This window comes from Paenibacillus sp. FSL F4-0125, assembly GCF_038008565.1.
Lineage (GTDB): Bacteria > Bacillota > Bacilli > Paenibacillales > Paenibacillaceae > Paenibacillus_AQ.
In genome coordinates, this window is sequence record NZ_JBBOZJ010000001.1 from 6,589,294 (window position 1) to 6,614,129 (window position 24,836).

A 24,836-nucleotide genomic window follows, 5' to 3' on the forward strand; every position below is an offset into this window, starting at 1 on the left:
TCACATATTAGCTATCTACCTCAATGAAGATACTGTCAGCAACCGTTTTGGCAGCAATTGTAACGGAAACAACAACCACAATCGAGCAAATAGCGGCAAAAATAATTCTGACGATTGATAGCGTTGTATAATTGGGGCTAACCGTTCATTAACGGCAGCGGCTAAACGCAGGGCATTCGATATGCGAATGTTATAGTCTTTGGATATGCGTGTTTTTAAAATCCGTTTCGTATTTCAACCCGTAGCCCATCATTCGGTCCATGCCGATATGAACCATCCAGATGAAGCCGATCATAATGAGGGAGTCAACCGAGAAAGCCAGTCCCGCCAGTAACAACAGCAAAGGCGTAACGAACGTATGGGCAAAATTATAAAGATATGCTCCCGTCTTTTTGCTGACCGCATATCCGATCATGAACACGTCTGGCAGCAGCAGCAGCAGGAAGATCACCCAGTTGTACCCGTTGGAAAAGTATAAATAAGTACCTAGAGCCAGAACGGTCAAGCCTTCGATTCTAATCAATTTCTTATTCATGGTTTTATTCTCCTTTTCCCTGGGCTGCAGATCGTATTCCGTCAAGCATCCATCCGATTCCCCGCGACACCTGCTCGAGGGAGATCGGCTCTGGAGACAGCGGTACAGGAGCTTGAAGCGTCAATCCGTCGATTACGGCCTGAATCAGTGACGCTAAGGTCTCCTTTTCACTCCTGTCCAGCTGCAGCTCCATGCGATCGATGATCTCCATAATGCCCGACTTCATTTCCTTGTACAGTTCCAGCAACTCTTTGGCGAGCTTTTCGTTATTCACGCTCTCCGTCCAAAGGCTGATCAATAAAGTGAACCACTCCGGGTTTTCTTTTCGAAATTCAACCACATGGAGCAACCCCTGCTGAAGAATCTCCGCAGGAGATACGTACAGATCCAGCTTCGCAAAGGCCGCCTTCATTCCTTTGTTGATCATCCACTCCCTGACCACTTCGACCAGCAGCGTTTCTTTCGTTCTGAAATGGTACCCGATCAGCCCTTGAGCCACACCCGCCTTGGCCGCAATGTCCTTCATGGTCGCTTTCGTGTAGCCCACCTGCCCGAATGACGTGAATGCCGCTTGCATGATGGCGCTTCTTCGTTCGTCCTGGTTGGGCGGTTGTGTTTTAGTCATTGCTCGCTCACTCCTATACTGTTTGTTTGAACAGTCAGTTTTTATGAATTCATCATAACCCTGTTTGTTCGAACAGTCAATGGTCTTTGTTTATTCAGGCAAACTAAATTTAAGAGCCACCCTGGCGATGCGGCTTCTGGCAGCGCTTGTTAATAATCCGCACAACGTCAAGATACATCTCCTACTTTAGCCATTTCTGGCATTTCGTACGGTGGACCTAATGACCCGGATAACCATATTGCCTTATTGGATGGTTTTCTAGGCTCAGGTTAGTATTAAACGTTGTACGGTCAAATATTTCGCCCTACTTATGATACGGTTCACCTTACACGCTATAACGGCTAAAATCTGACTCTACACTCCATCATGTCGATTTTGAAATAACCTTGACTTTAGTAGGTATTAGTACAACCTTTTCTTATTTGAACAAATAAAGAAAGACCCTCGTGCAAGAGATACAGGAGGGTCAGCAAACTTCTATATCAAGTTTGAGTTTAGTTCTTGTAAAGCTGCGAATAAATATGTTTAGCCTTGTCATAGAAGTATTTTGCTTTTCCCTCTATATTGTCGCCAAAACTCAGTGGGGCTATAGTGATAGGGCTATTATCATAAAAATCAATAAAATAGATCGGTATTTCTTGCCCATCTTCGTGATAGAGGTATCTCATAAAACATTTCACACCGCCAAATCCACTGCTAATGTTATATAAGAACATGGTCGACTCATTTACAATACCTCTATTAAACATTGCCTCATCGGTACAAATGAGTTGAAGCAAGAACTCCTTTGTGCCATCGTTATGTGCAATATTTTTAGTTTCCTCTACCGCAACTCTAGATAATAAATGAGTAAATGGTTCTGAGATTACGCCAACTATTGCTTTGCACGTGACTTGACCTGTTGCTTTGTTATCTTCCCACTTATAATCATTATTCATCATATCAGCTAGATTTTTACCCGTAACCAAATGACGTCCATAACTTATCTGATCGCGAGCACCATACTTTTCAGAAAGAGCCAATAATGTTGGCATGCTTCATAACTCCTTTTATTTTTAGAATATTTAGAATATAAAGTAGACTATAGAGTTCAAAACCATCTTTTAATTTAATTCTAGCCTCTAACATCAGTTCTATAAAAAACATCCTTTTTATAAAATCAAGTAAAATTAGATTGTTATCTTCTCATCATCTTCATGCTTGTTTCTCGACAGAAATGGTCCAGGACATCTTGCCCAAGTAAACTATGACTCACTTTACTACCAAATATCTCTTCAATCCAACTTCTACCTGATTCAAATAAAACATTATTATCTGGTAATCTTTCAATCTTTTCTCCATCGAATCCAGTCAATAGGTATGCCATTTCCCTTGTCAACATAACCATTGACCGGCTTACAGATATCATCCATTCATGTGAAAAAGGATCATTGGAATTACAAAGCTGCTTCTCTTTCTGGGAGATAAATTGTGGAACTCTGCGGTGGACATCATATTCTATCTCAGGAATACACAAAATGTTAAAGACATAAAATTTAGCTGAAACTTTTGCCGTTTCATTAGGGAATTCGAAGAAGTGCTCAGAAAATTGCTGCTGGTCACCCACACCTTTATACAACATGCCTTTTAAATACCAATATATAAAAGATGAAAAACCCAAACTCTTTTCTGCTTCTGTGAATCCTTCTGGTTTGTTATATAAGGCATTCTGAGCTGCGCGATTCATGTAATCTTTTATCAATTTGATGTCCTGTTGCATATTTGATCCACCTACTATTTTATTTTTCTTTAATTCTCAACCCTATGTCCTTTTACTACCATGAAGTGGCACATACCACTACACCCATTTCCTTAGCTTCCACATCACCGTGCCAAATATTTTTCATTTAACGGTCAGAGAGTTCAACCTAAGTTTGGCATAAATATGATGAGTAACTTAGAAAAACTTAATGATTAACACAGGAGAATGTAACTAAAGAAGCCTTCAGCTATTTTCTTCAAAAGGTTTATTTGCATTTGGCACAGATCGATCTCACTTCTAATTCCCGAATAATTGGAACTTTTTTCTTTTAATACTATAACTCCCCTCTATGTTATGTATATCGATTCATTAACTAACATAATTCGATGAAACAAATGAAAATCCTACAAAGGTTCCATAAATATCTACTTTTTTATCACTATACAGAGGGGTAAATGATTATCCCCTCAACTACAAACAGGTTTCATTCCAAATATAAGAGAAGGAACTATCTGTTGCCTCGTCGAATGTAATCCCATCATGTAAAAACTAGCGAGGTGTCGAAATGCCTTCTTTCATATGCCCAACGTGTAAAGAAATAAACGAGGAACATAGAAACTACTGTAAAGCTTGCGGAAACTGGTTGCTCAGTACGAATTATCCTGCTGTCGCCTCAAAAGAACAGGCAACTTCAATTCCAAAATGGCTCATGATAGTTCTAGTCTCACTTTCCGGATTATTCTTACTTATAGCTCTTATAACCCTTGCGGCTACGGAATCGATTGGTAACGGATTTTATAGTGTTATGATTATCTTTGGGCTGAGTGGACTCGTTACGGTTTTTATTTGTCTAGTCATTGCTCTCTTTATCAAACACGTACGCAGATTAAAAAAACAGTTTTTACTTTCAACGTTGACCTTTATAGCTCTGATAATATTTGGTTCCTCAATGTTCAGTAATACCCAGCCCCAGCCTTCCTCCTTGGCAGCTGTTGCAAACGTAGACTCAATTCCAACGCTACCAGAATATAAAGCACATTCAACCCAGCCAAATCCAAGAGATTTGGCCAGGTCAGCAGGTGATTCCTATAAGGGTAAGCAGGTTCAACTTAAAGGAACAATAGTTCAAGTAATTGGTAAGGAAGAGAATCAGCTTAGAGTCAATCTATATGAAGAATTGGAACTTGGAACTTTTAAAGAGCCAATAACCATTTTTGTTACTCGTAAAGACGACTCAGGCAAGCTCCTTAATGGAGATGAAATTGAGATTTTTGGTACTGTTCTAGGTTATCAAAGCTACAAAGCTTGGACAGGAGTAGAACAAACTATACCCTCTGTTGAATCCCATTATATTAATCTGATAGAGAAAAAATAATCTCTCTCTGCGCCAGTAGAGACTACCTGCCATTGTCACAACTGTCGCTACTGACGCTTTTTTAGGATGGAAAATGGCTCGGAGCTACCGACTGCTTTCTATCCACCCATTTTCACGTACTTCGGATTGATGCTGACCTTCTCATCGAGGTATTTCTTCCAGCAAGTATTATCCCTGGATGGATCGTTAGCCTGCTCTGTGAAGTACACGCCCAAGTTAGCATTATCAAACTGAAAGTAGTCCCTTCCCCTCTGATTACCGAATAGAGCAACCAGCGCGTAGTTGTAGCTGGAGCTAACCGCAATTCCTGTCTTCTGCATCGGTATTCTTTTCTGGATTTCTTCTATTGTATATTTGACCCCATCACCAGCTCCATCGGCATCCAATGATTGGAGTAGTAGAGCAAAGAGCAGATCGGCATTCGATCGCAATGTAATTTTCCCTATATCGAAAGCCTCTGATGAGAATGAGCTCCAGTCATACTTTTTGGAAACTGCGGGAGCCACTTTAGAACGGGACACTGGAATGCCCTTCACCTTATGCTTCCCAAACATCATGAGGAACTTATCCAGCTCACGCTTATTCCCCTTCGCCTCTTTGACTGCAGGGAGCACAGAGCGTAAGAACATAGAAAAATCCGTAATGTCCTCTTGACCTACAGGCTTTCTCTTCCACACCCAATCTGGCCTTACAGTGGACATTAAATAGTTCATCGCTCGAAAATTGTGCTGATCTATGATCTCCACTTTCTTTGAGCATATTAGGTGTGACAAGAATGCTATTGTAATGAAGGATTGATGTCCTGCCAGTTTCTCTTCCCAGAAAGCAAAAATGTCGTCAAGCTCCAGCTTGCCTGTTTCAGCAAACTCAGGCCAATACTTTTGTAACTTGGCAATTATGACTTTATGGGCGGGGACGTAATTTGGCTTCCCCCAATGGCCGTATTTCCACTCGAATGCCTGACTTATTTCATCATGTTCAACGTTCTTAGGGTCAGAAAAATCTTCCTTCCATTTTAAATACGGCTCTTCTGGATATTTCGTTAACTCGTACTTGGATGTGTATTCTACAAAATGTTCTGAAATGGTTTTGGCTATTGACTCAATTTCCTTCTTCGTCAATTCAAGCATTTACCATCCCTCCATATTCTCTTAGATTCAGTTTCCCACAAGCCTTTTGGAATGTCATCCGTTATGTCCTCTAAACACCCCCTACCACCCACTGAATTGCATTCGCTGCCCGCTCCCTCTTTTGACCTGCATTTAGTGTCAGTGTTGTAAGAAGTGACCGCAGCAGCTTAAAAAGAACTTTTGAACCAACTGACGCATTTCTAGGCAGACAGTGGATTGCGGTCACCCGGACAGTCAAATAGCAATAGAAATGCTTCTCCCCTGGATCTCTCGCTTCATCTGGACAGCAAAAGACCCTTCTGCATGGGTCGCAGAAGGGTCAGCGTTTAAAAAATGGTGTACCGTATTCTCATCGAAGTTCATATCGATCTGGTCGATGGTTTTTGAATCCTTGATTGTAATTTGCTTGATGACCAAATGCATTAAGGTCTTTCTTTGGTCAAAGGATGACGAGTCCAGCAGCTTATCGAACTTGTTCAGAAGAGCGCGGACAACTTCGTAGGACACAGGCTCCGCATGATCGTCTTTCATTTCAGCAGCCAGCTCCGTCTTTTTGACATGTAATCGTTCCAGTTCTTCACCAATGTCATCAAGCCGCTTGGAGAACATCGTCTTATCTAAACCGTTCATTTCGTACATGTCAAAATACTTTCGCCGCTTCCCCTCCAGCTCTGTTATCTTAACCAGAATGTGCTCAAGTTCCTGCTGGAGGGGTTTGACACGCTTCGTTTTCCTTTCATTGATGTTTTTCACGATAGCCTTGAGAATCTGAGGCTTTGCTAATACTTCTTTAAGCCGTTCGATTACATAATTCTCTGCCTCCAGCTTCCGAATGCTGTTGGCGCTGCATACCTTGCTCCCCTTGTTACGGAAGTTGCTGCAAGAGTAGTATAAACGCATGACCTTACTGCCGTCCTTCTTACGATTCTGAGTCCGATTAGCTACCATTGGTGCTCCGCACTTTGGACAAAGGATGAGCCAGGTTAGCAGGAACTCGCCATCGAACCGCTTCAGGGAGACCACTGATTTTTTCTTGCGTAGATACTGCACTTTGTTCCATAGTTCTTCCGAAACGATAGCAGGATGATTTCCATCGACAATAATCGGCTCGGTGTTCAGGCCCTTACGCCTTTTCTCACTCCAGTTCTCATACCTTCCATAACGTATCTTTCCTACAAAGAATGGATTGTCCAGAATCTCCTTCACACCACTGATGGAGAATGCTCCCCCCGATCGGGTAACATAACCTTCATGGTTAAGTTCGTTAGCAATCGACTTAAACCCTCGTCCGGTAGCGAATCGTTCAAATATCTTGAGTATAATCACTTCTTCCTCAGGAACAATCTCAACTTTTGATTCCCGACTCCGAACGCCATTCACGATGTCCTCTACACTTCGATACCCTAGTGGTAGCTTACCGTTGTGCTTCCCTGTCCTAGCACGTTGTTTGTGACCCATCTTAACATTATCAACTATGGTATCACGTTCAAGCTGTCCAACAGCTCCCATGATATGCAACATGAATTTTCCATGTGACGTTGAGGTGTCAAACTGTTCAGTCATGGACATAAAAGCGACGTTATTTTTATTCAGTATATTGACGATTTGTGAAAGATGCTCTGCATTTCTCGCCAATCTATTAAACTTCCACACCAAGACGGTATCGAATAAATTATTTTTTGCATCCTGAAGCATCTGCTGCAGCTCAAAGCGGTTATCCATGCTCTTACCACTGATACCTCTATCCACGTACTCGCGGTAGATTTCATAGTTATAGAGCTTAGAGTAGTCTGTCAGCGTTTTAAGTTGTGCATCAATGGAATAACCATGCTCAGCTTGCTCCTCCGTGCTTACACGAACGTATATAGCAACACGACGCACCTTATCCGAGGTCATTAACATAAGAGTGCCCGCCCTTGTTCTAGTATGAATCGGCCTTGATTTAAACAGATTTGCTGTTGATTTTGCATTGTAATTCCTCCATGTTATTTGTAAATAGTATTTGATTTAACGATGCACTGCCATGTAAGACAGCTTTTGATATATCCCTGTTAGGGGGAAGCGTAATTTTATCAAATAAGCTCTTAAACAACTTCTTTTGCTGTTCATGCGGGGAGGTTTGGACCATAGCCCACAAATTCTTCAATGCGGTAAGAATCTTATTGCTATCTACCAATTGTATCTGTTGATTAGCTAGTTTTTCTTCAACACCTCGCAGGGCCTCTTGCTTAGCAACCTTCTGCTCTTCGAGTTCCTTAAGCCGCGTGACTAGGACCTCCTGAGGAATATGCTCCTCTTCAAATAACTCAAAGCATCTCTGCTGCCGCTGATCAAATGCAGCCAACTCCTTAATCAGACCTCTCTTTTCATCCTCAAGAGGTTTACGGCGTAGATCCCGCTTATCGTTCACCGTCGCGATGATTTGATTCAGTAAAGGAGGTTTAGTCACAAGCTCCTGAATTTGTTGAGAGAACCAACGATCCATATCATCTGCACGAATCGCGTTTAAGCTGCATGCAACGGAGCCCTTACTCCTATAGAGTGAGCATACATAGTAGTAGTTCTTCCGAATCGTCCCGTTTTTGTTATAGCTCTTCGTGTGTGCTGCAACCATGCTGCACCCGCACTCAGGACATTTGAGCAATCCTGACAATGGAAAATGCCGTTTGATCGTCTTCGATGGCGGGTTCGATCGACTGCGTAGCTTGGCTTGGACTTGTTCCCATAATTCCAAAGTAATGATTGCTTCTTGTTCACCCTTTATCAGTTGTACCTCAATACCTGTATGACGCTGGCTTGTACCAATGCGTATTTTTCCTATGTAGTTAGGATTATTCAGGATGCCTCTCACCCCTGCGATTCCAAAAGCCAGACCTTTCTTGGTCAAATAGCCTGCAGCATTTAGTCGTTTGGTGATTGCCTTGTACCCTAATCCATCTGCATACATGGTAAAAATAGTTCGGACTAGCTCAGCCTCAGGTTCCACAACTTCAAGCTGTTGCTGTCCAGGGTCAGGATTCTTATGCCACCGGTAACCGAGCACCATATTCCCGCTATTCCAGCACCCCTGCCGATTGCGCTCTTGCACAGCTAAACGGACATTGTCACAAATCTGTTCCCGTTCTAACTCAGCAATAGCACTCAGCACCTGTACAACAAAGCTGCCCATCGTCGTATCGGTATTAATATCTTCTGTCACGCTCTTTATTCCGACATTGCTCTTATTAAGAATTTTCACCATATGCAGCAAGTCACTATGGTTGCGTGAAAGCCGATTTAGCTTCCAGACTAAGACGTTTTGAAAACATCCCTGCTGTGCATCCACAAGTAACTGCTGCAAAAGGGGTCTGCCCTGAATCGACTTTGCTGATTTTCCTGCATCTATATATGCTTTATATAGAGTTAGATTGTGCCGTCTGCAGAATGCCTTAAGCATATCCATCTGACCATCTATGCTGTAACCATCCACCTGCTCATCTGTGGAGACCCGAATGTAGAGGGCTACTGTTGATACCATTAGGTTGACCTCCTATTCTCAGGCGACCATTTGGTAGTCTGCTGTCCCAAGAAGTTGTGAGGTCAGTTCATGGTTAGCGAGTTCTTCCATTTCCAGCAATTCAACTGGCTCCAGCCAGAGCATAACTTCTGCACGGTATGATGCCCTTTTCTCTTGCATGGAAATGTAGTTGATAACCATATCCGAGAGCAAATCAATAGCGGATTCAAATTCGTACTGTACATTAAAGCCGTCTCTCATAGCAGCTCCCCCTTTGAAGTATGTCATCGAAACAAGAGCCTACCGCCTTTATAAGCAGACTTGTTTACTCTATTTATGATTTCTGCTGCTTTTAATGATTTCGATTGTTATTTGAAGCGCTACGATAATGAGATTAATAACCCTTGGATTCATCTGTTCCACCCTCTCAATATTCTGATGGCAAAAGCATCGTCACGTACTCCCCGCTATCAATTATCCACACGGTAATACCATGCAGAGGCTTATAAATACCAGGATAACTATAGGTCTTTGTACGTTCCGGTTGCTCTTGAGAGTGGATGATCTTTTGAACCTTATGACTTCCCTCGTTCTCAGTAGTCAAATCAAATATTTGAAGGTAGTCCATCGGTACGTTGCTTTGGATTTGTTCATCCAGTAGCGCCCATAGAAGCATTTGCAGTTCAGGGTTGAGCTTATTATTTATACCTCGCGTTACGTACCGCTGGGAGTCAAATGTATAAGACACCTACATCAGTCCCCTTTCCTTCATGCTTGTATATTGGATGCCTTCTCCAAGAATAAGATGGTCGAGTAGATCAATGCCAAGTAAGCATCCGCTATCCCGCAGTCGCTCTGTAATCTCAACGTCCTCAGGGCTGGGATCTGGCTGGCCTGACGGATGATTATGGCAGGCTATGATGGAAGCTGAGTTGGCCAGGATAGCAAGTTTAAACGTCTCCCTAGGATGAACAATTGAGGCATTAAGCGACCCGCAGGATACTTGATGCATAGCGGTTGGCTCATTTTTTGTGTTGAGGCAAAGGATACAAAACGATTCCCGATCATAATCACCGATGAATTGGCGGAACAAGTCAACCGCATCATGAGGTGAACGAATCACACGATTGGGATAGAGCAGTGATGTTTTTTCTCGTACCACTCGTAGAGAAACAACCTCAATACGCTTAGCTGGTTTAGGCTTAGAGTTAATCATTCGAAGTCCTCCTTAGCCAGGCATCCAGATTGCTCCGCAAACCACTGTTCCAATTCTGGCCTTAAAGCGCCCCTGAGCGCGTATATCAGCAGAAAGCACTCGTTGTCGGGCATCAGGCAGGCTCGGTACATACAAACTCCATCAGGTAGCTCTACCAATTCCACGTACTCAGGTTCAGTATCCAGTAGCTTCACAATTTCGTTGCCATTTGGTAGGACGCAGGTATCTTCCGATTGTACAACCAACATGTAGTAGCCATGATCCACAAGTGAAAATTGATCTTCACCTTCATGATGGAAGGAAGCTTTTAATTCCTCAAGCTCACTTACAAGGTACGTCAGACCAACTTGAGGCAGCGTACCTTTCTTGGAGTAACTCAAAATGGATTCTTGATTTGTAATGTTAAACAAATAGCTCATCTCCCTTAGAATTTTCTCTAGTAAATACAGCATTCTAAGGAAATAATATATATTTACAGGTAACCTTTGTTCCGTTCTTCGATGCACCCACACGTTGCCCCCGAGTTTAGGACTCGCCCCAGTTGGGCCGAGTCAAAAACCTTTGTGGCTCATGGTTCCGTTGGCACCTGCCCCCGTTCCCCCCTAACCTGACGTGGGAGAGAGACATTTTTTTTATTGGCAGGGGGGGACATTTTTTATTTTTTATGTTTAGTTATGTTTTTTTATAGGGGCAATGGGGGCTCCAATCACCGCAGTCCTTGTCCCGCTTGGAATTCCCAGCGCCCCCTCTCTTCGGCTTTCAGGGGGCAATGCCCCCGTTTTCGGGGGCGAACACATCAGGCAGGTCCCCTCCAGGTTCCGATCGGCTTGGCTCGGGCCTAACTCGGGGTTGTACTTCTTCGTCATCCTTTCCCCGCAAAAGTTCAGCTTTTACGCAGAGCTTGCGGGAACGCTGACCTCCTACAGTCTTCTTGACGAGGTTGTGCCGACGCTCTTTGCCGTTTTCCTTCGAAGTCTCCGTGAGCGTGATGCCCTCTTCGGCCAACTGTTTCCACAAGGTTTGACTGGAAATCGGAAAATGAGTTCCTTGTGCCGAAAGGAAGCGACTCACTGCATTGTAGAGAACATCGGGCAGGAAGTAGTAATAGCTGCTATCGTGCCAGCCAACATGAGTACCGCTTTTGGGAATGTCCCCTTCAGAAAGCGGTTTGGCGGCTTCCGTGTAGATCGTCCGATTAGCAAGAAGTTCGCTGACAATGCTCACAAAGCGTGTCGTTGCCTTAACCTCTGCCACCTGCTCTCCCTGCTCACTCGCCGTACTGGCGAATCCTTCCCAGGCCTCGTGAAGAAGCTCGTCTTTACGTTCGCGTTCGATCGCCCCAACACTTTCAGCGTAGTCTAAGCCAAGTTGGAGACCAAGGTACAGCCAAGCCGCAGCCTCTACCAGCCTGCCGTGTACATGTAGTTGGGAAGCTTCATTTCTTCTTTCGTAGAAGATTTCCGTCAGCCTGTCGTCACTTTCTGACATGGCCTGTCCTAGCCATTCCAAGTAACCGACCATTGCTTGACTTAACATCTGAGCTTGCTGCTGGGCAGTAGTCAATTTATGGAGATCAACATCACCTTGTCTGAGCTCGACGGGGAACAACCTAGCAACGCTTGAGCCACGGTCGAGAACATCCTCCGCTGTCACAATTGCCATGCCGCGAGGGGGGTAATCAGGCCGCAGGCTAGTGTCCTGTCTCATGCGCCCTCGTCCAACCCTGTCACCGTAAGCCCTAAGGATTTGCTCAGCTAGTTGCGACATGCCTTTCGCTTCCTTCAGCGCACTGGCCGGATGGTAATCATCGATCAGAAGTAGTGAGTCTTTCACATCGAACCCCCGTTTTTCAACCGAGTTTGCCGTATCCTTAAAGCTGGCCGGAGGACGCTCTAACAAGTCACCAAAATGGCAAAGGAACAACTTAGCAAGCGTCGTCTTACGAGTTCCCGTATAGCCGTGAAGCCACATAAGGAACTTTGGCTCCAGATGTACTGTTCTCAGCCATTCACACAGAGGGGAGAGAAACGTAAGTCCCAACAGTGGCAGCGTAACCCGATGGGGAGCGATGTCCAGTAACATTAGGCTTGCTTTCATGGCCTCTTTTCGATCACCTGATGAGGTAGGCAACCTGTAGTTTCCCAACCTCGGGTCGATCTCTACCTTAACGTCCTTTGCTCCTACAGCCCCAGCAGCATGAAGGTACCTTGGGACCCCATCCACCTCTACCCAGCCAAGATGGGCAAAAACACGCTCTGTGGTTGCCCCTGACGCTGTCGTCTGGATCGCGTGGCGGACCGTGTCCCTGACCTTGTTCCCAGGTTGAATGTTAGGCTCTGGTCCCCATTGCTCCAACCACTTCATGCTGTCGAAATCACCCGATGCAACGTGTATGGGATGTAGTCGTTTTCTATTATTCATGAGAACTCCCTCCAGTTCGTAGAATCGCTGTTGTTCTGATCCATCATCCTTGACGACGGTTTTGTTTATCCAGGCAAAAAAGTTAGCCAGTGGAATGTCATTGCGGTTGCCTTCCTTATCCGTTTGGACAACACAAAGGTTCTTACCTTCCAATGAGTACCGACTTGGCAGAAGCGCTTCCTTTTCCTTTATGTGGTCGGGTAACGCGGCTGGCGCTTTTGATTTTGTGCCCGTTAGAAATGCGGCTGGGGAGTTGGTGATTTCCCCTGCCTCATTCTTACTCACTTGATCACCAAAGCATTGGTGCATCTGATCATCGCTACATCCCATAGTCTCACAGCGGGTAGGGCCACGATCTGACTTAGTCATCTCTTGTATTCTTCGTTCGCTTTGCTGGGAGTGCTTGTGGGAAGCTCGCGAGAACTCTAACGCTTTATCCAGCAATCCCGTATTAGTAAATACCGCGCTCCAACGAAACCAAGTTTCTTCATCAAGCCCATGCTGTTGCTGCCTTTCCCAATCATCGGTAAAGCGGAGACAAGACTTTTTAAGGCCCTCGAACGACCCTCTCTCAGTTGGACGGGTTCTCTGTCCCCTTTTTGGAGGAGTTATTCGTTGAACCATCCATCTAGGGGCGTTTGGTAACTGAATTCCCATGGGCTTTTCCCTTCCTTCCATTCATAGATGCCGCCATTTGCGTGCTTGGATGGCGGGAGAACTGTCTGTTGACCGTCGCAGAGCAGCGCACATTCTTCATGTGGATTCTCCGGATGGCTCTCAGCATACTTGACTGATCGGACTCCAATGGGAGCAGCGTACATGAGCCGCCTACCGCCCCCTGGGGTGGTAAACTCAAGTGTATCGGGGAGATCACCATTACTCCATTGCTGTAACAGTTCTTCTCCGTACTCCCCGTCCACGTCGATGGCGACGACACCTGTTCGAGTGCCGAGTACTAATCCAACATTCATGGAAGGCCATTGCCGCGCCCATTCGTCGATTGTATCGGGCTTTGGAATAGAAGCATTCGTCCAGTCTTTTAAGAGAGGCATCTTTCCAGGTCTTGTACAATTATTCCGGTGTTGTTCGCTCATACCGCTGTGATCGTGTGAACATAGCGGTATGATGGCCCAACCTAGCGCGGCGAAGGCCTTCATTGCTTCGGCCACGTTCTTATAGGGAAGATGATTAGACATCCTTATCACCTACCCCGTCAAACTGAGAAGTAGTTAGCTCTTCGGCAAAACACATCAAGTCGTACCGTTTTACATAGATTTTTTTCTGAATCTCATACTTATAAAAATTCTGCCTCTCATTCGCGCAGTCGTTTTCTATATAGAAATGACGCATGTTCTCACGCACCTTTACCTGATGTTTGATCTTATTTGTTGGGAACCAACCATGCAGTGTCAGCTCGATTGATTCGGTTGGGTCAACTGTAATGTTTCCTCTGAAATCTGCAAAAAGTGGAAGGTAAACAACGCCTTCTCTATCCCAGCAAGCCGCAGAACCGTGTTTGTCCATCTGGAGCTGCGTTCGAAATGACCTTTCAGTTCGTCGAAGTTTCCGAAACTCTGTAGGCTCGCGTACTTCTTAAACAACCTCAGACAATCGTGGTTGGGTTCTACGCCGTGATATCCTCACCGAACACATCTCCAAAACTGCCGCCATAGAAGTCCAATAACTGATAATATTGTTTCCACGACAGTTTAAGGGAGAAGCACGTACAGACGAAAATCTGTTCTCCCCCTTTTACTAGGTCAAGATTCAGATTATAGAAAGATATCTCGCTGTTCTGGTTTTTCAGAAGGGAATTGATGGCACGCTCAACCTTCTTGTGATTTCCAAAGTTCAACATGACTTGCTGCAAAGAAGCTTTTGGTGTAATCTGCTGTAGCATGAGCTCATTCTCCTCTATCATAAATTTGGTAGGCACTTTTCGTTTGTTGCTATGAAATTGTCAAAGAGCAAAATTGATTTAGGACTTATATGTCCTACTTTTCGAGTGGGAATACGGCTATTACCGCGTCCTTATAGTTAAGGTAAGTGACTTCGTAGAACGTGATGCTTGTTCTCTCGCTGAAATCGAGGTCGAACAGCGACGTCAATTCTTTGACCAGCTCGGAAGAATAAACAACCGCTTTGGTTCCCGACTGTTTCAGCGTAAAGCAGGTCTCGTTATTTGGTAGCTTTGCGCCGACAGCAAATCCTTTCTCGTTTACACCGATCTGAATTTGTTCAGGGAACCCAATCTGTTCCATGACTTTGGCCGAAATCGTGAACCGCTTGCTATTTCCATCTGCATTCACGAGAGAGCAAACACCTGGCCTACCGTTTCCTTTACTTTCATGGGTTGCAGCTAGGGGCTTAAAGTCGAGATCCTCGAAGGATTCTATTTCCTGCCCTACACTCGCCACTTCTTCCGTATTAAGTTCTTCTGTTTCAAACTGTACCGTTACTGTTTCTTCTGCATGGTTTGTCATTTCGTGTTTCCTCCCGGAGTGAAAGTTTGTTGTTACTGCTTCTAACACTTACAAGTGTATCTAGTTCTACCTACTTTCGCGTCCCAACCCGGTCTTAAAACTTTTCCTTGACAAAATCTTAAGATTTCGTTTCAAGTTTTGTATTGAGTGGGTCTTTCGAGAACTAGAGTAACATCCGAAACAGGAAGCGCACGAACCAAAGAACTGCTGTACGTTTTCCTTGACAACGAAAAAAAGCCGTGCATATTCGCAGCGGCTTTAGCTTCTTGCAAACTCTATTGGTTATCAATTCGTTTCTTTAGCTCTTCCTTCCATTGTCCCATAGCGGGGTTGAGCCTTTCGAGTAGTTCGATTCGGTCTTTGGCAGGGATTTGTTGGTATAAGTCTACCAACTCCTTTACATTCTCCAGCGTCTTCTCGAACAGCGCTTGGGATTGCTCCAAGGCAAGCTCATTGGCAATAGCTTTGAACTTTGACTTCGCAGGCTCTTCAATTGTATCGATGTAGGAAAGAAGCTCCTCTTGAAATTGGAGCGATTCCTCTACCGTAATGTTACCAGACTGTTTGAGCGTCTTTTGTAAGAACGGACTATCGATATGGCGAATCGTCCAGACTATGAAATCAGCCAATTCCTTATCAAACCATACCTGTCCTCGGCTGTCTCTTAGGTTTTCCTCTTGTTCACCGAGTAGATTGAGAATCTTACTGAATAGGCTGCGTACTGTTTTTTCCTCGAAGCCCTCGACTTGTTTTACTACCCATGGCAGATTGAATCGTTCCACTTTAGTCTCTTCTTTTTTAGTCATATATAAAGCCTCCAATGCTCTTGTTGATAACCCGATTATAGCTTTATGTAAGGGTTGGGACAACAAGCCGAAGCGTCTTATCCAATAAAGTTCTTATCCAAAAATACCCCGTAGAATACGGTTATTTCTCAAAGGATGCACAAGTATATATACATATTAAAATTGTTATCTGAGGGAAGAAAACCCCGACCTAAAGAATTCGGGGTTTTCTGAAAAAGGCTTTACTTGTTCAGCCTTAATTTGATTTTGGGGTTTGCATCGCTCATTTCGATGTCTGTATCTATGCTGTAATTCTTTAACATTGCCACAACAAGAACAACCGTCAGCGCTACAATAGCTGTGATGATGACCGTTTCCGTGATACCTAGGAAACCTACTTGCGGCTGAACGGTAGGTGTCTTCTCCAGCAACCCCAGCTTGTCCTTAACCTTGTAGGCTCTGCCCACGTTTTCTGCCAGCTCGCCCACGACGATGATGTTACCGTATCTCTTACTTACGGCATCCTCCAGTTCTGCCTTAGTGCTAATCGTGATTTGTCGATCTGAGAACGTCTGTGCTTGCCGGAATCGCTTGTTGTCTTGTTTCTCTGCTCTTCTCACCGCTGCTTCCGCTTTTGTCGTGTCTATCTTGTTTCTCAGCATGTCAAAAAAAAGAATTGCCAAGTGATACGCCTCCATTCTACTACCTATTATTAAATGATTCCCCATGTCCTTTAGAAGCAACATGGGGATTTTGATTAAAGGTTCGTTACTTCGTAGCAGCTTCCAGAAGCGTCAGGATGTCAGCATATCCATTATCCCTTGCCGTACTTAGAGCAAAGTCATTTGGGACTGCACCTGCTTGAAGCAGTAGCTTCACGGTTGAAGCTTTCCCGCTGTATGCTGCGGAGCTTAGCGGTGACGTAAAGGAATAGCCTAGGTTCGGGTCGGCTCCCAGGGACAGCAGATAAGTGACGATTTCGTCGTTGCCTTTAAGTGCTGCTGCCATCAGCGGAGTCCGATTGTCGGGTAGAGCGTTAGCATCGACATGGTTTGTTCCGACTAGACGCTGTACTTCGCTAAGCACTCCGTCCTCAGCCGCCTGCACGAGACCCATCTCGCCTGTGTAGCTCTTCACTGTTCCTTTATTCAGACGCGCCTGTGCCTCATCGTCAAACTCGATGGTCTCACCTTTGCCGCGTTCTGCCTGCAACTGATACTCTTCTAAAGCAGTAAAGATATTACCGGCTACGAAAACTGTTACGGGAGCATCGTACTGGTTGCCTTGACGATTGATCACACTGATTTGAGACTTGCCTGCAGAAATTCCCACCATTTCGATAACATCTTCTTTCGCCAGCTTCTTAGAACCGGCGTAGAAAATCTGGAAGAACAGGCCACCGCTTTCACTCTCTCCATAGGCCATAGTGGTGGTTTGCCCACTTTTAGCAGTCAGTTCCTGGACATCAAAAATTCGGATTCGATTAACCTCAGCAATTGTAGAGCTGTACTGAGCTGGATTCTTTGACATATTAGCTGAACTTACCTGTTTAGCTTTGTCGTAGAGAGAGAACTTGTCCCGATTAGTCGCGAAGAACGCGTCACTGTTACTCTCTAGAATCTTATAGGTAGCGTCTGGCATCTTGACACCTGTCGACGTTTCGCTCTTTATCGCTTCCCGCATGACAGTGGCATAGCCTCTATACACCCCGCTATCCGCTTTCGGAAGCTGGGATTTGTCAGTTGAAATGAGGACGGAGCGAGAAGTGCTATCCCATTCGACCTTCTCACCAAGAGCTTCACCGATGAAGCGTAGCGGTACCATTGTACTGCCATTTATGATTTGTGGAGCAGCGTCCAATGTCACTTTGGTTTCCCCGATCCAAGCGCCTTTCCAACCAATCTGCAAGCGGATGACCTTGTCACCTTTTGTAGCGTCGATGATTTGCTGCTTGCCATCCCACTTGACCGTTGCACCTAGTGCCTCGAAAATGGCCCGCATGGGAACCAATGTTGATCCGTCCTTGATGATTGCCGATTGTTCGAAGGTTTGTAGTTTTCCTTTCAGATACACGTTAATCGTGCTGTCTGCAAGAGCAGTCCCAGCTTGTGTGAGTAGTAAGGTAGCGACGGTAAGCGTAGTGATGATTCGGTTTTTCATTTGCATTGATAGATTCCTCCGTTAGGTCTGATAAAGTAGTATAAAATAATATAAAACATGATTCGGTAATACTTTAAAATATAGTTAAGGCATTGTACCCACACTAAAAGATGTAATTTATACCAACTTTATTATCTACGGATGTTTATGTTTAGTCAAATACCATTTATAGTGTGTTAAATCAAAGTAGCCCCTCAGGTAAGCTTTTCTTGAGGTGGTAGCGGTGTCTGATGTGGTGAAGAGAGTCGGAGATAGGATACGTCGGTTGCGCAAGGATAAAGGATTATCCCAAGAGCAGTTAGCAGAGTTATCCGGTTTACATACGAATTATGTGGGTCAGGTGGAGCGCGGGGAGAAGAACCTGACGATCGAGACATTGCAGAAGGTTGTTGGTGGGTTAGGTGTGTCGTTAGAAGAGTTCTTTCGATTCCTTGATCCGATGGATCGTAAGGATACTTTGGGACAGATTGTAGAGATGCTGTCGGAGCGTTCTGCGCAAGACCAGGTAATGGCCTTGAGGGTGCTACAAACCGTTTTTGATTGGGAGAAATCAAAGAATTAGAGTTAGACATTGGGTTCCTCGGTATACTAAGACAACAGGAGATGATATTAATGACAACTGAAAACGATATGCACAGTGAAAAGCCTTATATTGATATTAATGAATTGAACAGCTTCGTGTCTCAAAAAACGGGTCATGATGCTGACTTGATTGAAACTGTTATTGGTTACTCAGACGAGTACATTAACAACAAAGAAGAAGATGAGAATGGCGAAGTTCATATCGATAATGATGAGCTCATAGTTCATATTTTAAAACAGCCAGACATTGCTTTAACTCAGAAAGAAGTGGAGGAAATACTGGAGGCAGAGATGGAGTTTTTAGAGATAAAGGGCATTGCTGTTTTTCCAGAGGAATAGAATATTCCGTCATTTAGTCGACTATAGGCTTGCTGTCCATGTATCGGGCTGCGAGTCTTTTTTCTATTCGAACAAGTAGCAGTTCACGTTCCAACTTGACCTGAACCTCGTGCATCGCTGCAACGATCTCTCGTACGGTCGGGAGATGAATCGGCCCGTCCTTTTTGAAGAGCATCTGTAGCACAGCGTCTATGGTCTCTGAGCAGGTCTCGATACGGTTAACCAGCATATCCTCACTCTCTACGAGTGATTCGTAATTCGTACTTTTCTGCATTAGATTTCACCCCCTTCCGTTTGTGCTGCTTCATGTGCTTCCGTAGAAACATAGAACGGTACATTTAATTGAGAGACCCAGCCTAGCGCTAGTTCAATTGGGCTCCCCTCCATTATTGGAGGACCATCTGCCCACTCTTCCTCTCGGGTAAATTGAACTTCGGTCGGGGTCAATAAGACATACATATCGGTTCCGTCAAAGTATGGGTTAATGGATTGATCTTCTTCGTAGGTTAAGGCTACCCTTAATTTGATGATGGTAGATTGAGAATGTTCTATTCTTTCCTGTTCCATTGCAGCTACTGCCAAAAAGTGAATAGTACCGTCAGGATCAAAAGTTGTTTTGAGGAAATTAATTACCCTTTGCTGATGTTTCTTTTCCATGGTTTGCCTCCGTTTTATTATTAATTTTCGGAAAAATGAAATACCAAACACCCCTAATCAAGAATTAGGGGTGGAGTTATGCACAAGATAATAACGTTATCTCCTTTCTATGTGTTTATTGATATCACATGTAATCATTTATATGATATATGTTTATTTTCTCAATATTTGCATTTTTGTGATGCTCGCTGGTCGGGTACCAGTAGTAAAGTACAGGGGAATCATCATAAAACTTGAAAATTTTCAGGTGCCATTAACTGCCACTGATTGCCTACTCTCTCTAACATTCCTTCAACTTGCACATCTTTTATATCTCTATGAGCATCACATGCTAATTTATATTCAGTAATATTTAAAGGTACATTAACCTTGATCTGTTTTTCATGTATTTCAGTTTTAATGGTCACCAATCTATTATTAGAATCTCCTTCGTCATCTTCCTCTAAATCAAATGCTGATAGCTTTATAACTTTTCCAATAATTTCTCTTTTAACAGATTCGCCCGAGTCTCTTAAAACCTTAGCAGCACTTTCTAAGTAATCAAATCCTACTTTTTCAATTTTTACCCTATCTGGAATGTCATCAGGTCTGGGAATACTCATCGACCAGTTAACACTATACTCAAGATCAATATCTGATTGGTCAATTTTCAAGCCTAATAAAGCCTCGCACATATTTGCGTTCAAGCCCGACTTGAAATCATCAATAATTGGAGATATATCGCCCTCATTAACTGACTTTTCCACTAGGCCAATACCCCTTTGAATACGTTTAATAACTCTGCGATTGAAGTGCTCGGTTTCCGGCGGTAATTCTCGCATTGGCAAAGATAGCTGTGTATACGAAGGTACCAAAGACTCGATTGTTATAATGAAACTACCTGCTTTTGTTTGTCCGAACCTACAATTGTCAGCATAATTGATCCCTACTTTTGTAGCTCTTCTATAAAATGGTTGAGGATTTTCTTCTACACACGCGGCAGCTATTAATAAATCCTTTAACCCATTAATCAACTTTGCTGCATAACTAAAAGGTAGTGTTCCATCCCTTGAAAAATCTGATAGTACTCTAACTTGAAGTCGATCAATACTAGGGTTAGATATATCAGCGAGAACATTTTTCATTGGTCGATTTTCAATTTCACTTAATGAGTAAATAAGTTCTTTAACACGAACGGGATAATCTTTAAATCTCGTGTTAGCAGGGATAACAGCTTGAATTCTATCACCGTACATATCCTCAGGACCATCAAAAACGATTTGTTTATCTGATGGAAAATCATTCCTTTTATCCCAACCTTGTAACTTAAGATATCTAACAATACTAGGAATGGATATTGTACTGTAATCATCAGAAAAATTCATATCTGCTCACCCTCCTTCACTAAAGCCATAAGTCTACTTACTTCATCAACCGTTAAAATTTGATTTCTTGGTATACGTATGTTCACAGATGACGTATTAGTAGTAGGTGTTTCCCCGTGTAATGAACACCACCATGCACAATTTTTCATTATCAAATTATCTTCTGTTACAGTAACCCATTCCTCAGGGAGCTCGGGAAGATAGTACAAGATGAGTATTCTAGGGGTTCCTACTTCTTCATCAACTAAATCATTATAGTTCTTGGCACTCAATGAATAAATCACTTCATCCTCTTTGAGATCAACATTTATTGTTGATTTTAATTGAAAGTCGATTTTAAATCCACTTTCACACCGTCTGCCACCCCTCATTACCTTAACATCGATGAGAGACCCGTCTATCCCATAGTCAAACTCACGACCATTAACTTCACAATTCATTCCTGCTTTATTAGCTATTGCTGAAACGTATGATTTACTAAGACCTTCTTTAATATGTTCCTCTGTTAGCATTATACTCACTCCGATTAGACAATATAAGTACTAAGCTAATAGATTCTATATGTGCTTGAATAATCCTCTAAAGAACGTTGCTTAAAGATATTTCTTCTTGGAGAAGTAATCATTAAATTTAAGTCAAAGATTTCACCTCACCATATTGCCAAATATATGATGGTAAATAGCTACTCGTTAATAACATTTAGGAGTACCAAGGGCCTTAGCTTGCCATCCATCCAAAACCTGTGATGGCTTGGTCTATGATATGCTCATATACAATGTTGCTCTTTAATGTAAAGACATCTCTTTCATAACTATCTGGTAAAAAGCTATTTAACACTCTTATTATTTCGCTCTTAACCCTTTCTTTTGGTTGAGGGTCATTATGCCAGCCGACTACAAAAAGCTCCGACTTCTTTTGTATGAGGGTTTCGTACAGCATTTTTGCCGCAAGCTTAACTTTCTTTTCCTCCGTTGCAGTTAACTTTTCTTTACATAGCAAGTCAAATATTTCGAGTTCTTCTTCAGTTAATTCTTCCTTTATGTGTCGTTCCTCTTCTGCCCTTAAACTTTCCATAAACTCTAATAGTTTTTCAAAGAAATCATCATTCGTTGAGCCACCAGCATTATAATTATCAATGATGTTCTGGAATATTTCAGCGAAGTTACTTCTTGTTATATTTTTCTTTAACATCTGCTCAAGCTTTTTTGAGATGTAATCCCTTAGATTTGCAATTTCAATATTCTTATATTTAATCTTTTTAAATTGCTCTCTTAACTCGCCAATATTTAGCTTAGAAAGGTCAATCTCCTTTGATGTCTTTGCTATTTCATACACTGCTGCTTGTTCTGCAACAACACTTTGGTCCAGCAGTGCATCGATTTTCTTACGTGCTTCTTCTAATTTCTCAGGTCTTATTTTACCCTCAATAATTCCTCTTAAGTAGAGGATAGCTTCTTTCAGTGGATTGTTCCAATCCATCTTAAATATGTCGGGACGGAGGGACTCATATAATAATTCTACTGTATTGGAATATACTTTGAATTCATTTTTCCATTCATCATTTTGTAAAATAGTGTCTGCAAAGCAATCAAATAAGTCCAGCTTTTTGAAGGTATCATTTGTAGTAACTAATTCGTTAATGTCTATTCCTAGGGCAGCACAAAATATAGTGGTATTCTCAATGGCTTGGTTTAAAAGATCTACTAGCTTCTCAATATCTTTAACAGGCATATCTTCTTCTTCTGATGTACCATAGTCCGCAAGAGCTCGCTTCATATATTTAAATACATCCAAATAATCAACAATAAAACCGTTATCCTTCCCTGGGAACACACGATTTGCTCTTGCGATCGCCTGCATTAGAGTGTGCCCTTTCATCGGTTTGTCCAAATACATGGTAGATACACTAGGGGCATCAAAACCGGTTAGCCACATAGAGCAGACAAATACAAGTTGGAACGGATGATTCTCATTCTTAAAATGATCTTCAATATCAAAACCGTTCTCATCAACGGCAATCATAACATCTCTATGTTTTTTGATAGAAAGGCCTTGAGCTGCAAACTTTTCTTCTTCTTTGTCTTCTTCGCTAATAATAACCGCCATTTGCACACTACGCATATAATCAACAATCTGTTTTAATTCAAGACGCTTTACCTCGTCTTTTTCTTTTGTAATTTCTTTATTGAGCTGTTTGATCTCTTCTTTCCAGTAGTAAGTTACTTTGTCGTACATTCTAACAGCTGTAAATTTATCGACGCAGATAACCATTCCCTTACCAAGAAAGCCTCGTCGTGGGAAATGGTACACAATATCTTTAGCGATAATTTCAAGTCTGTCATCACGCTTAATAACTTCGAGCTCTCTTGCATAGTGGTTCTCCAAACGCTTTTGTTCTTCATCCGTTAAATTGTCTTGTTCTAAGATTTCCGAGAAATCGGAGTCCAGAAAATCATTCCTCAGTTCAACAGTTGGAACACGTTTCGTGTAATACAGTGGTACAGTTGCACCATCTTCAATCGACTGAGCAAAATTATACTCGCTGACATAATCACCAAACCAAGAATTCGTTAAGCGCTTGCTTCCAAGTAGAGGTGTTCCTGTAAATGCTATAAACTGTGCATTGGGCAGACCGTTTCGCATATTCTCCGCAAGGTCTTTGTACTGCGTTCTGTGGGCCTCATCCACCATAACAATAATATCTTTTCGCTCAGATAATACAGGATATCGTTTGCCTTTATCGTATCTAAACTTATGGATTAGTGTAAACAGAATCGTCTTGTTTGTAGTGAGTTGTTCACGCAATTTAGTACTGTTGGCAGGACGAACATCTTCATCTTTCGCAATAAAATCCGTTCTTAGGAAGTTCTTATAGATTTGGTCATCTAAGTCTTGACGGTCAGTAACGATCAAAAACGTAAAGTTCCCTTCGCACTTATGCTTTATCTTGCGTGCGAACATAACCATCGAATAGCTTTTACCGCTACCCTGTGTATGCCAGAACACACCAAGCTTACCCTTTAAGCTTTCACGATTGATGAAGGCATCAAACGCACTGTTAATGCCCAAGAACTGATGATTCTTAGCTATTATTTTCGTTCGCTTACGGTCAAACAGTATAAAGTTTTCTATGTAATCAATGAGTGTTTCTTTCTTTAAAAGTCCGTTGATCAAATATTCAATACTAATGCCATTTTCCTTGATCTGGTCTCTATCTGGTTTTTCCTTTTCACTATCTACCTTTAGCCATTCGAAAAAGTGCTCATATCCCGCTTGAAAGCTACCTACACGAGTTTCCATACCATTCGATAGCACACAAATCTGATTGTAGTTGAATAGGTAGGGAATATCCTTTAGATAATCAGTTAGGTTCTTATCGTAAGCGTTCTTCACTAATATAGTGGAGTTTTTAAGTTCAATAAACACAAGCGGCAAGCCATTAATAAAAATGATTAAGTCAGGCCGCCGCCAATGAACTTCACCTTTGATCCACATTTGTGAGACAACGGTGAAGTTATTATTTAGCGGTACTTTGTAATCAATGATGTTGAGGATGTTGCTCTCTTGCTTGCCGTTCACTTCATATTGGACAGTGATGCCCGTTCTAAGCATTTGATAGTTTGCACAATTAATAGACATTAAATCAGCAGTATAGGGGGTAACCTGTAATGTAGCAGCAACAGATCTGATCGTCTCTACAGGAATCGTAGGATTGATTTCACACAATTTATTAAGCAGGATGTTCGGCAACACAACCTGTTTCTTATTATCTCTTCCTGTTCCATCAGGTAGAGTCTCCCTTTCCGGTGTATAGCAATTCATTGTGTCGTAGCCATGAGAATCAACCAGCATTTTGATCGAAGCCCGCTCAATCATATCCTCTGTAATGATTCGTGCCATCTAGATTCCCCCTAAACTGTTTTATTG

At 42.8% G+C, this 24,836-nt stretch carries 27 protein-coding genes; 3 read left to right on the forward strand and 24 right to left on the reverse strand.

Annotated elements, in window-relative coordinates:
• Positions 1-190 precede the first annotated feature (190 nt).
• The 4 genes from NST74_RS29395 to NST74_RS29410 all read right to left on the reverse strand — a co-directional run bounded on the left by NST74_RS29395 (position 191) and on the right by NST74_RS29410 (position 2,919).
• Positions 191-535, reverse strand: a complete 345-nt coding sequence (locus NST74_RS29395; RefSeq protein ID WP_341115751.1) for a DUF4260 domain-containing protein — start codon at positions 533-535, stop codon at positions 191-193.
• Positions 536-539: 4 nt separating this feature from the next.
• Positions 540-1,160, reverse strand: a complete 621-nt coding sequence (locus NST74_RS29400) for a TetR/AcrR family transcriptional regulator (protein ID WP_341115752.1) — start codon at positions 1,158-1,160, stop codon at positions 540-542.
• A gap of 494 nt (positions 1,161-1,654) precedes the next feature.
• Positions 1,655-2,194, reverse strand: a complete 540-nt coding sequence (locus tag NST74_RS29405; RefSeq protein WP_341115753.1) for a hypothetical protein — start codon at positions 2,192-2,194, stop codon at positions 1,655-1,657.
• 143 nt (positions 2,195-2,337) lie between these two features.
• Positions 2,338-2,919 carry a hypothetical protein gene (locus NST74_RS29410; RefSeq protein WP_341115754.1) on the reverse strand — a complete coding sequence of 194 codons (582 nt, stop codon included), beginning with the start codon at positions 2,917-2,919 and terminating at the stop codon, positions 2,338-2,340.
• Between the two features lie 547 nt (positions 2,920-3,466).
• On the opposite strand from NST74_RS29410, the gene NST74_RS29415 reads away from it, so the two are divergent.
• On the forward strand, positions 3,467-4,276 hold the full coding sequence (locus tag NST74_RS29415) for an NADH-quinone oxidoreductase subunit J (RefSeq protein WP_341115755.1): 810 nt from the start codon (positions 3,467-3,469) through the stop codon (positions 4,274-4,276).
• Between the two features lie 98 nt (positions 4,277-4,374).
• On the opposite strand, the gene NST74_RS29420 is transcribed toward NST74_RS29415, so the two are convergent.
• The 15 genes from NST74_RS29420 to NST74_RS29490 form a co-directional block, all read right to left on the reverse strand.
• On the reverse strand, positions 4,375-5,406 hold the full coding sequence (locus tag NST74_RS29420; RefSeq protein ID WP_341115756.1) for a hypothetical protein: 1,032 nt from the start codon (positions 5,404-5,406) through the stop codon (positions 4,375-4,377).
• Positions 5,407-5,640: 234 nt separating this feature from the next.
• Complete coding sequence (locus tag NST74_RS29425) at positions 5,641-7,308, reverse strand: recombinase family protein (protein ID WP_341115757.1); 1,668 nt, start codon at positions 7,306-7,308, stop codon at positions 5,641-5,643.
• Positions 7,309-7,348: 40 nt separating this feature from the next.
• Positions 7,349-8,923 carry a recombinase family protein gene (locus NST74_RS29430; RefSeq protein WP_341115758.1) on the reverse strand — a complete coding sequence of 525 codons (1,575 nt, stop codon included), beginning with the start codon at positions 8,921-8,923 and terminating at the stop codon, positions 7,349-7,351.
• An 18-nt stretch (positions 8,924-8,941) separates the two neighbouring features.
• A complete protein-coding gene (locus NST74_RS29435) occupies positions 8,942-9,163 on the reverse strand; it encodes a hypothetical protein (RefSeq protein WP_094869774.1) in 222 nt (73 codons plus the stop codon).
• Between the two features lie 166 nt (positions 9,164-9,329).
• Positions 9,330-9,650: a DUF960 domain-containing protein gene (locus NST74_RS29440; protein WP_341115759.1), complete on the reverse strand. Its 321-nt coding sequence runs from the start codon at positions 9,648-9,650 to the stop codon at positions 9,330-9,332.
• A complete protein-coding gene (locus NST74_RS29445) occupies positions 9,651-10,118 on the reverse strand; it encodes a JAB domain-containing protein (protein WP_341115760.1) in 468 nt (155 codons plus the stop codon).
• A complete protein-coding gene (locus NST74_RS29450; protein WP_341115761.1) occupies positions 10,115-10,528 on the reverse strand; it encodes a hypothetical protein in 414 nt (137 codons plus the stop codon). The genes NST74_RS29445 and NST74_RS29450 overlap by 4 nt, the downstream gene beginning before the upstream one ends.
• Positions 10,529-10,877: 349 nt before the next feature.
• The gene (locus tag NST74_RS29455) at positions 10,878-12,824 is read right to left on the reverse strand and encodes a hypothetical protein (RefSeq protein WP_341115762.1); all 1,947 of its coding nucleotides are present in this window, start codon (positions 12,822-12,824) and stop codon (positions 10,878-10,880) included.
• A gap of 323 nt (positions 12,825-13,147) precedes the next feature.
• Positions 13,148-13,735, reverse strand: a complete 588-nt coding sequence (locus tag NST74_RS29460) for a bifunctional DNA primase/polymerase (protein ID WP_341115763.1) — start codon at positions 13,733-13,735, stop codon at positions 13,148-13,150.
• The gene (locus NST74_RS29465; protein ID WP_341115764.1) at positions 13,728-14,063 is read right to left on the reverse strand and encodes a hypothetical protein; all 336 of its coding nucleotides are present in this window, start codon (positions 14,061-14,063) and stop codon (positions 13,728-13,730) included. The genes NST74_RS29460 and NST74_RS29465 overlap by 8 nt, the downstream gene beginning before the upstream one ends.
• Positions 14,064-14,163: 100 nt before the next feature.
• The gene (locus NST74_RS29470) at positions 14,164-14,439 is read right to left on the reverse strand and encodes a hypothetical protein (protein ID WP_341115765.1); all 276 of its coding nucleotides are present in this window, start codon (positions 14,437-14,439) and stop codon (positions 14,164-14,166) included.
• Positions 14,440-14,533: 94 nt separating this feature from the next.
• On the reverse strand, positions 14,534-15,022 hold the full coding sequence (locus tag NST74_RS29475) for a hypothetical protein (RefSeq protein ID WP_094869767.1): 489 nt from the start codon (positions 15,020-15,022) through the stop codon (positions 14,534-14,536).
• Positions 15,023-15,297: 275 nt separating this feature from the next.
• Positions 15,298-15,828 carry a hypothetical protein gene (locus tag NST74_RS29480; RefSeq protein ID WP_042131679.1) on the reverse strand — a complete coding sequence of 177 codons (531 nt, stop codon included), beginning with the start codon at positions 15,826-15,828 and terminating at the stop codon, positions 15,298-15,300.
• A gap of 221 nt (positions 15,829-16,049) precedes the next feature.
• Positions 16,050-16,490 carry a hypothetical protein gene (locus tag NST74_RS29485; protein ID WP_094869766.1) on the reverse strand — a complete coding sequence of 147 codons (441 nt, stop codon included), beginning with the start codon at positions 16,488-16,490 and terminating at the stop codon, positions 16,050-16,052.
• Between the two features lie 85 nt (positions 16,491-16,575).
• Positions 16,576-17,973, reverse strand: coding sequence for a stalk domain-containing protein (locus NST74_RS29490; protein ID WP_341115766.1), 1,398 nt, complete (start codon positions 17,971-17,973; stop codon positions 16,576-16,578).
• Between the two features lie 217 nt (positions 17,974-18,190).
• Between NST74_RS29490 and NST74_RS29495 the strand changes: the two genes are divergently transcribed.
• Positions 18,191-18,529: a helix-turn-helix domain-containing protein gene (locus NST74_RS29495; protein ID WP_341115767.1), complete on the forward strand. Its 339-nt coding sequence runs from the start codon at positions 18,191-18,193 to the stop codon at positions 18,527-18,529.
• Entirely contained in the window at positions 18,508-18,888 is a 381-nt protein-coding gene (locus NST74_RS29500) for a hypothetical protein (protein WP_341115768.1), read from the forward strand. The genes NST74_RS29495 and NST74_RS29500 overlap by 22 nt, the downstream gene beginning before the upstream one ends.
• A gap of 13 nt (positions 18,889-18,901) precedes the next feature.
• Here the strand turns inward: NST74_RS29500 and NST74_RS29505 are convergent, their stop codons facing one another.
• The 5 genes from NST74_RS29505 to NST74_RS29525 all read right to left on the reverse strand — a co-directional run bounded on the left by NST74_RS29505 (position 18,902) and on the right by NST74_RS29525 (position 24,809).
• Positions 18,902-19,162 (reverse strand): hypothetical protein, encoded by a 261-nt coding sequence (locus NST74_RS29505; RefSeq protein ID WP_341115769.1) that lies wholly within the window; start codon positions 19,160-19,162, stop codon positions 18,902-18,904.
• Positions 19,162-19,545: a hypothetical protein gene (locus NST74_RS29510; protein ID WP_341115770.1), complete on the reverse strand. Its 384-nt coding sequence runs from the start codon at positions 19,543-19,545 to the stop codon at positions 19,162-19,164. The genes NST74_RS29505 and NST74_RS29510 overlap by 1 nt, the downstream gene beginning before the upstream one ends.
• Before the next feature lie 224 nt (positions 19,546-19,769).
• Entirely contained in the window at positions 19,770-20,909 is a 1,140-nt protein-coding gene (locus tag NST74_RS29515; RefSeq protein ID WP_341115771.1) for a hypothetical protein, read from the reverse strand.
• On the reverse strand, positions 20,906-21,421 hold the full coding sequence (locus NST74_RS29520; RefSeq protein WP_341115772.1) for a DUF4365 domain-containing protein: 516 nt from the start codon (positions 21,419-21,421) through the stop codon (positions 20,906-20,908). The genes NST74_RS29515 and NST74_RS29520 overlap by 4 nt, the downstream gene beginning before the upstream one ends.
• A gap of 205 nt (positions 21,422-21,626) precedes the next feature.
• On the reverse strand, positions 21,627-24,809 hold the full coding sequence (locus tag NST74_RS29525) for a type I restriction endonuclease subunit R (protein ID WP_341115773.1): 3,183 nt from the start codon (positions 24,807-24,809) through the stop codon (positions 21,627-21,629).
• Positions 24,810-24,836 lie beyond the last annotated feature (27 nt).

Bases quoted from the DNA above. Each gene is read 5' to 3' on its own strand.
- NST74_RS29395 (WP_341115751.1), bottom strand. From the start codon at position 535: ATGAATAAGAAATTGATTAGAATCGAAGGCTTGACCGTTCTGGCTCTA.
- NST74_RS29400 (WP_341115752.1), bottom strand. From the start codon at position 1,160: ATGACTAAAACACAACCGCCCAACCAGGACGAACGAAGAAGCGCCATC.
- NST74_RS29405 (WP_341115753.1), bottom strand. From the start codon at position 2,194: ATGCCAACATTATTGGCTCTTTCTGAAAAGTATGGTGCTCGCGATCAG.
- NST74_RS29410 (WP_341115754.1), bottom strand. From the start codon at position 2,919: ATGCAACAGGACATCAAATTGATAAAAGATTACATGAATCGCGCAGCT.
- NST74_RS29415 (WP_341115755.1), top strand. From the start codon at position 3,467: ATGCCTTCTTTCATATGCCCAACGTGTAAAGAAATAAACGAGGAACAT.
- NST74_RS29420 (WP_341115756.1), bottom strand. From the start codon at position 5,406: ATGCTTGAATTGACGAAGAAGGAAATTGAGTCAATAGCCAAAACCATT.
- NST74_RS29425 (WP_341115757.1), bottom strand. From the start codon at position 7,308: ATGTTAATGACCTCGGATAAGGTGCGTCGTGTTGCTATATACGTTCGT.
- NST74_RS29430 (WP_341115758.1), bottom strand. From the start codon at position 8,923: ATGGTATCAACAGTAGCCCTCTACATTCGGGTCTCCACAGATGAGCAG.
- NST74_RS29435 (WP_094869774.1), bottom strand. From the start codon at position 9,163: ATGAGAGACGGCTTTAATGTACAGTACGAATTTGAATCCGCTATTGAT.
- NST74_RS29445 (WP_341115760.1), bottom strand. From the start codon at position 10,118: ATGATTAACTCTAAGCCTAAACCAGCTAAGCGTATTGAGGTTGTTTCT.
- NST74_RS29460 (WP_341115763.1), bottom strand. From the start codon at position 13,735: ATGTCTAATCATCTTCCCTATAAGAACGTGGCCGAAGCAATGAAGGCC.
- NST74_RS29465 (WP_341115764.1), bottom strand. From the start codon at position 14,063: ATGGACAAACACGGTTCTGCGGCTTGCTGGGATAGAGAAGGCGTTGTT.
- NST74_RS29470 (WP_341115765.1), bottom strand. From the start codon at position 14,439: ATGCTACAGCAGATTACACCAAAAGCTTCTTTGCAGCAAGTCATGTTG.
- NST74_RS29475 (WP_094869767.1), bottom strand. From the start codon at position 15,022: ATGACAAACCATGCAGAAGAAACAGTAACGGTACAGTTTGAAACAGAA.
- NST74_RS29480 (WP_042131679.1), bottom strand. From the start codon at position 15,828: ATGACTAAAAAAGAAGAGACTAAAGTGGAACGATTCAATCTGCCATGG.
- NST74_RS29490 (WP_341115766.1), bottom strand. From the start codon at position 17,973: ATGCAAATGAAAAACCGAATCATCACTACGCTTACCGTCGCTACCTTA.
- NST74_RS29505 (WP_341115769.1), bottom strand. From the start codon at position 19,162: ATGCAGAAAAGTACGAATTACGAATCACTCGTAGAGAGTGAGGATATG.
- NST74_RS29510 (WP_341115770.1), bottom strand. From the start codon at position 19,545: ATGGAAAAGAAACATCAGCAAAGGGTAATTAATTTCCTCAAAACAACT.
- NST74_RS29515 (WP_341115771.1), bottom strand. From the start codon at position 20,909: ATGAATTTTTCTGATGATTACAGTACAATATCCATTCCTAGTATTGTT.
- NST74_RS29520 (WP_341115772.1), bottom strand. From the start codon at position 21,421: ATGCTAACAGAGGAACATATTAAAGAAGGTCTTAGTAAATCATACGTT.
- NST74_RS29525 (WP_341115773.1), bottom strand. From the start codon at position 24,809: ATGGCACGAATCATTACAGAGGATATGATTGAGCGGGCTTCGATCAAA.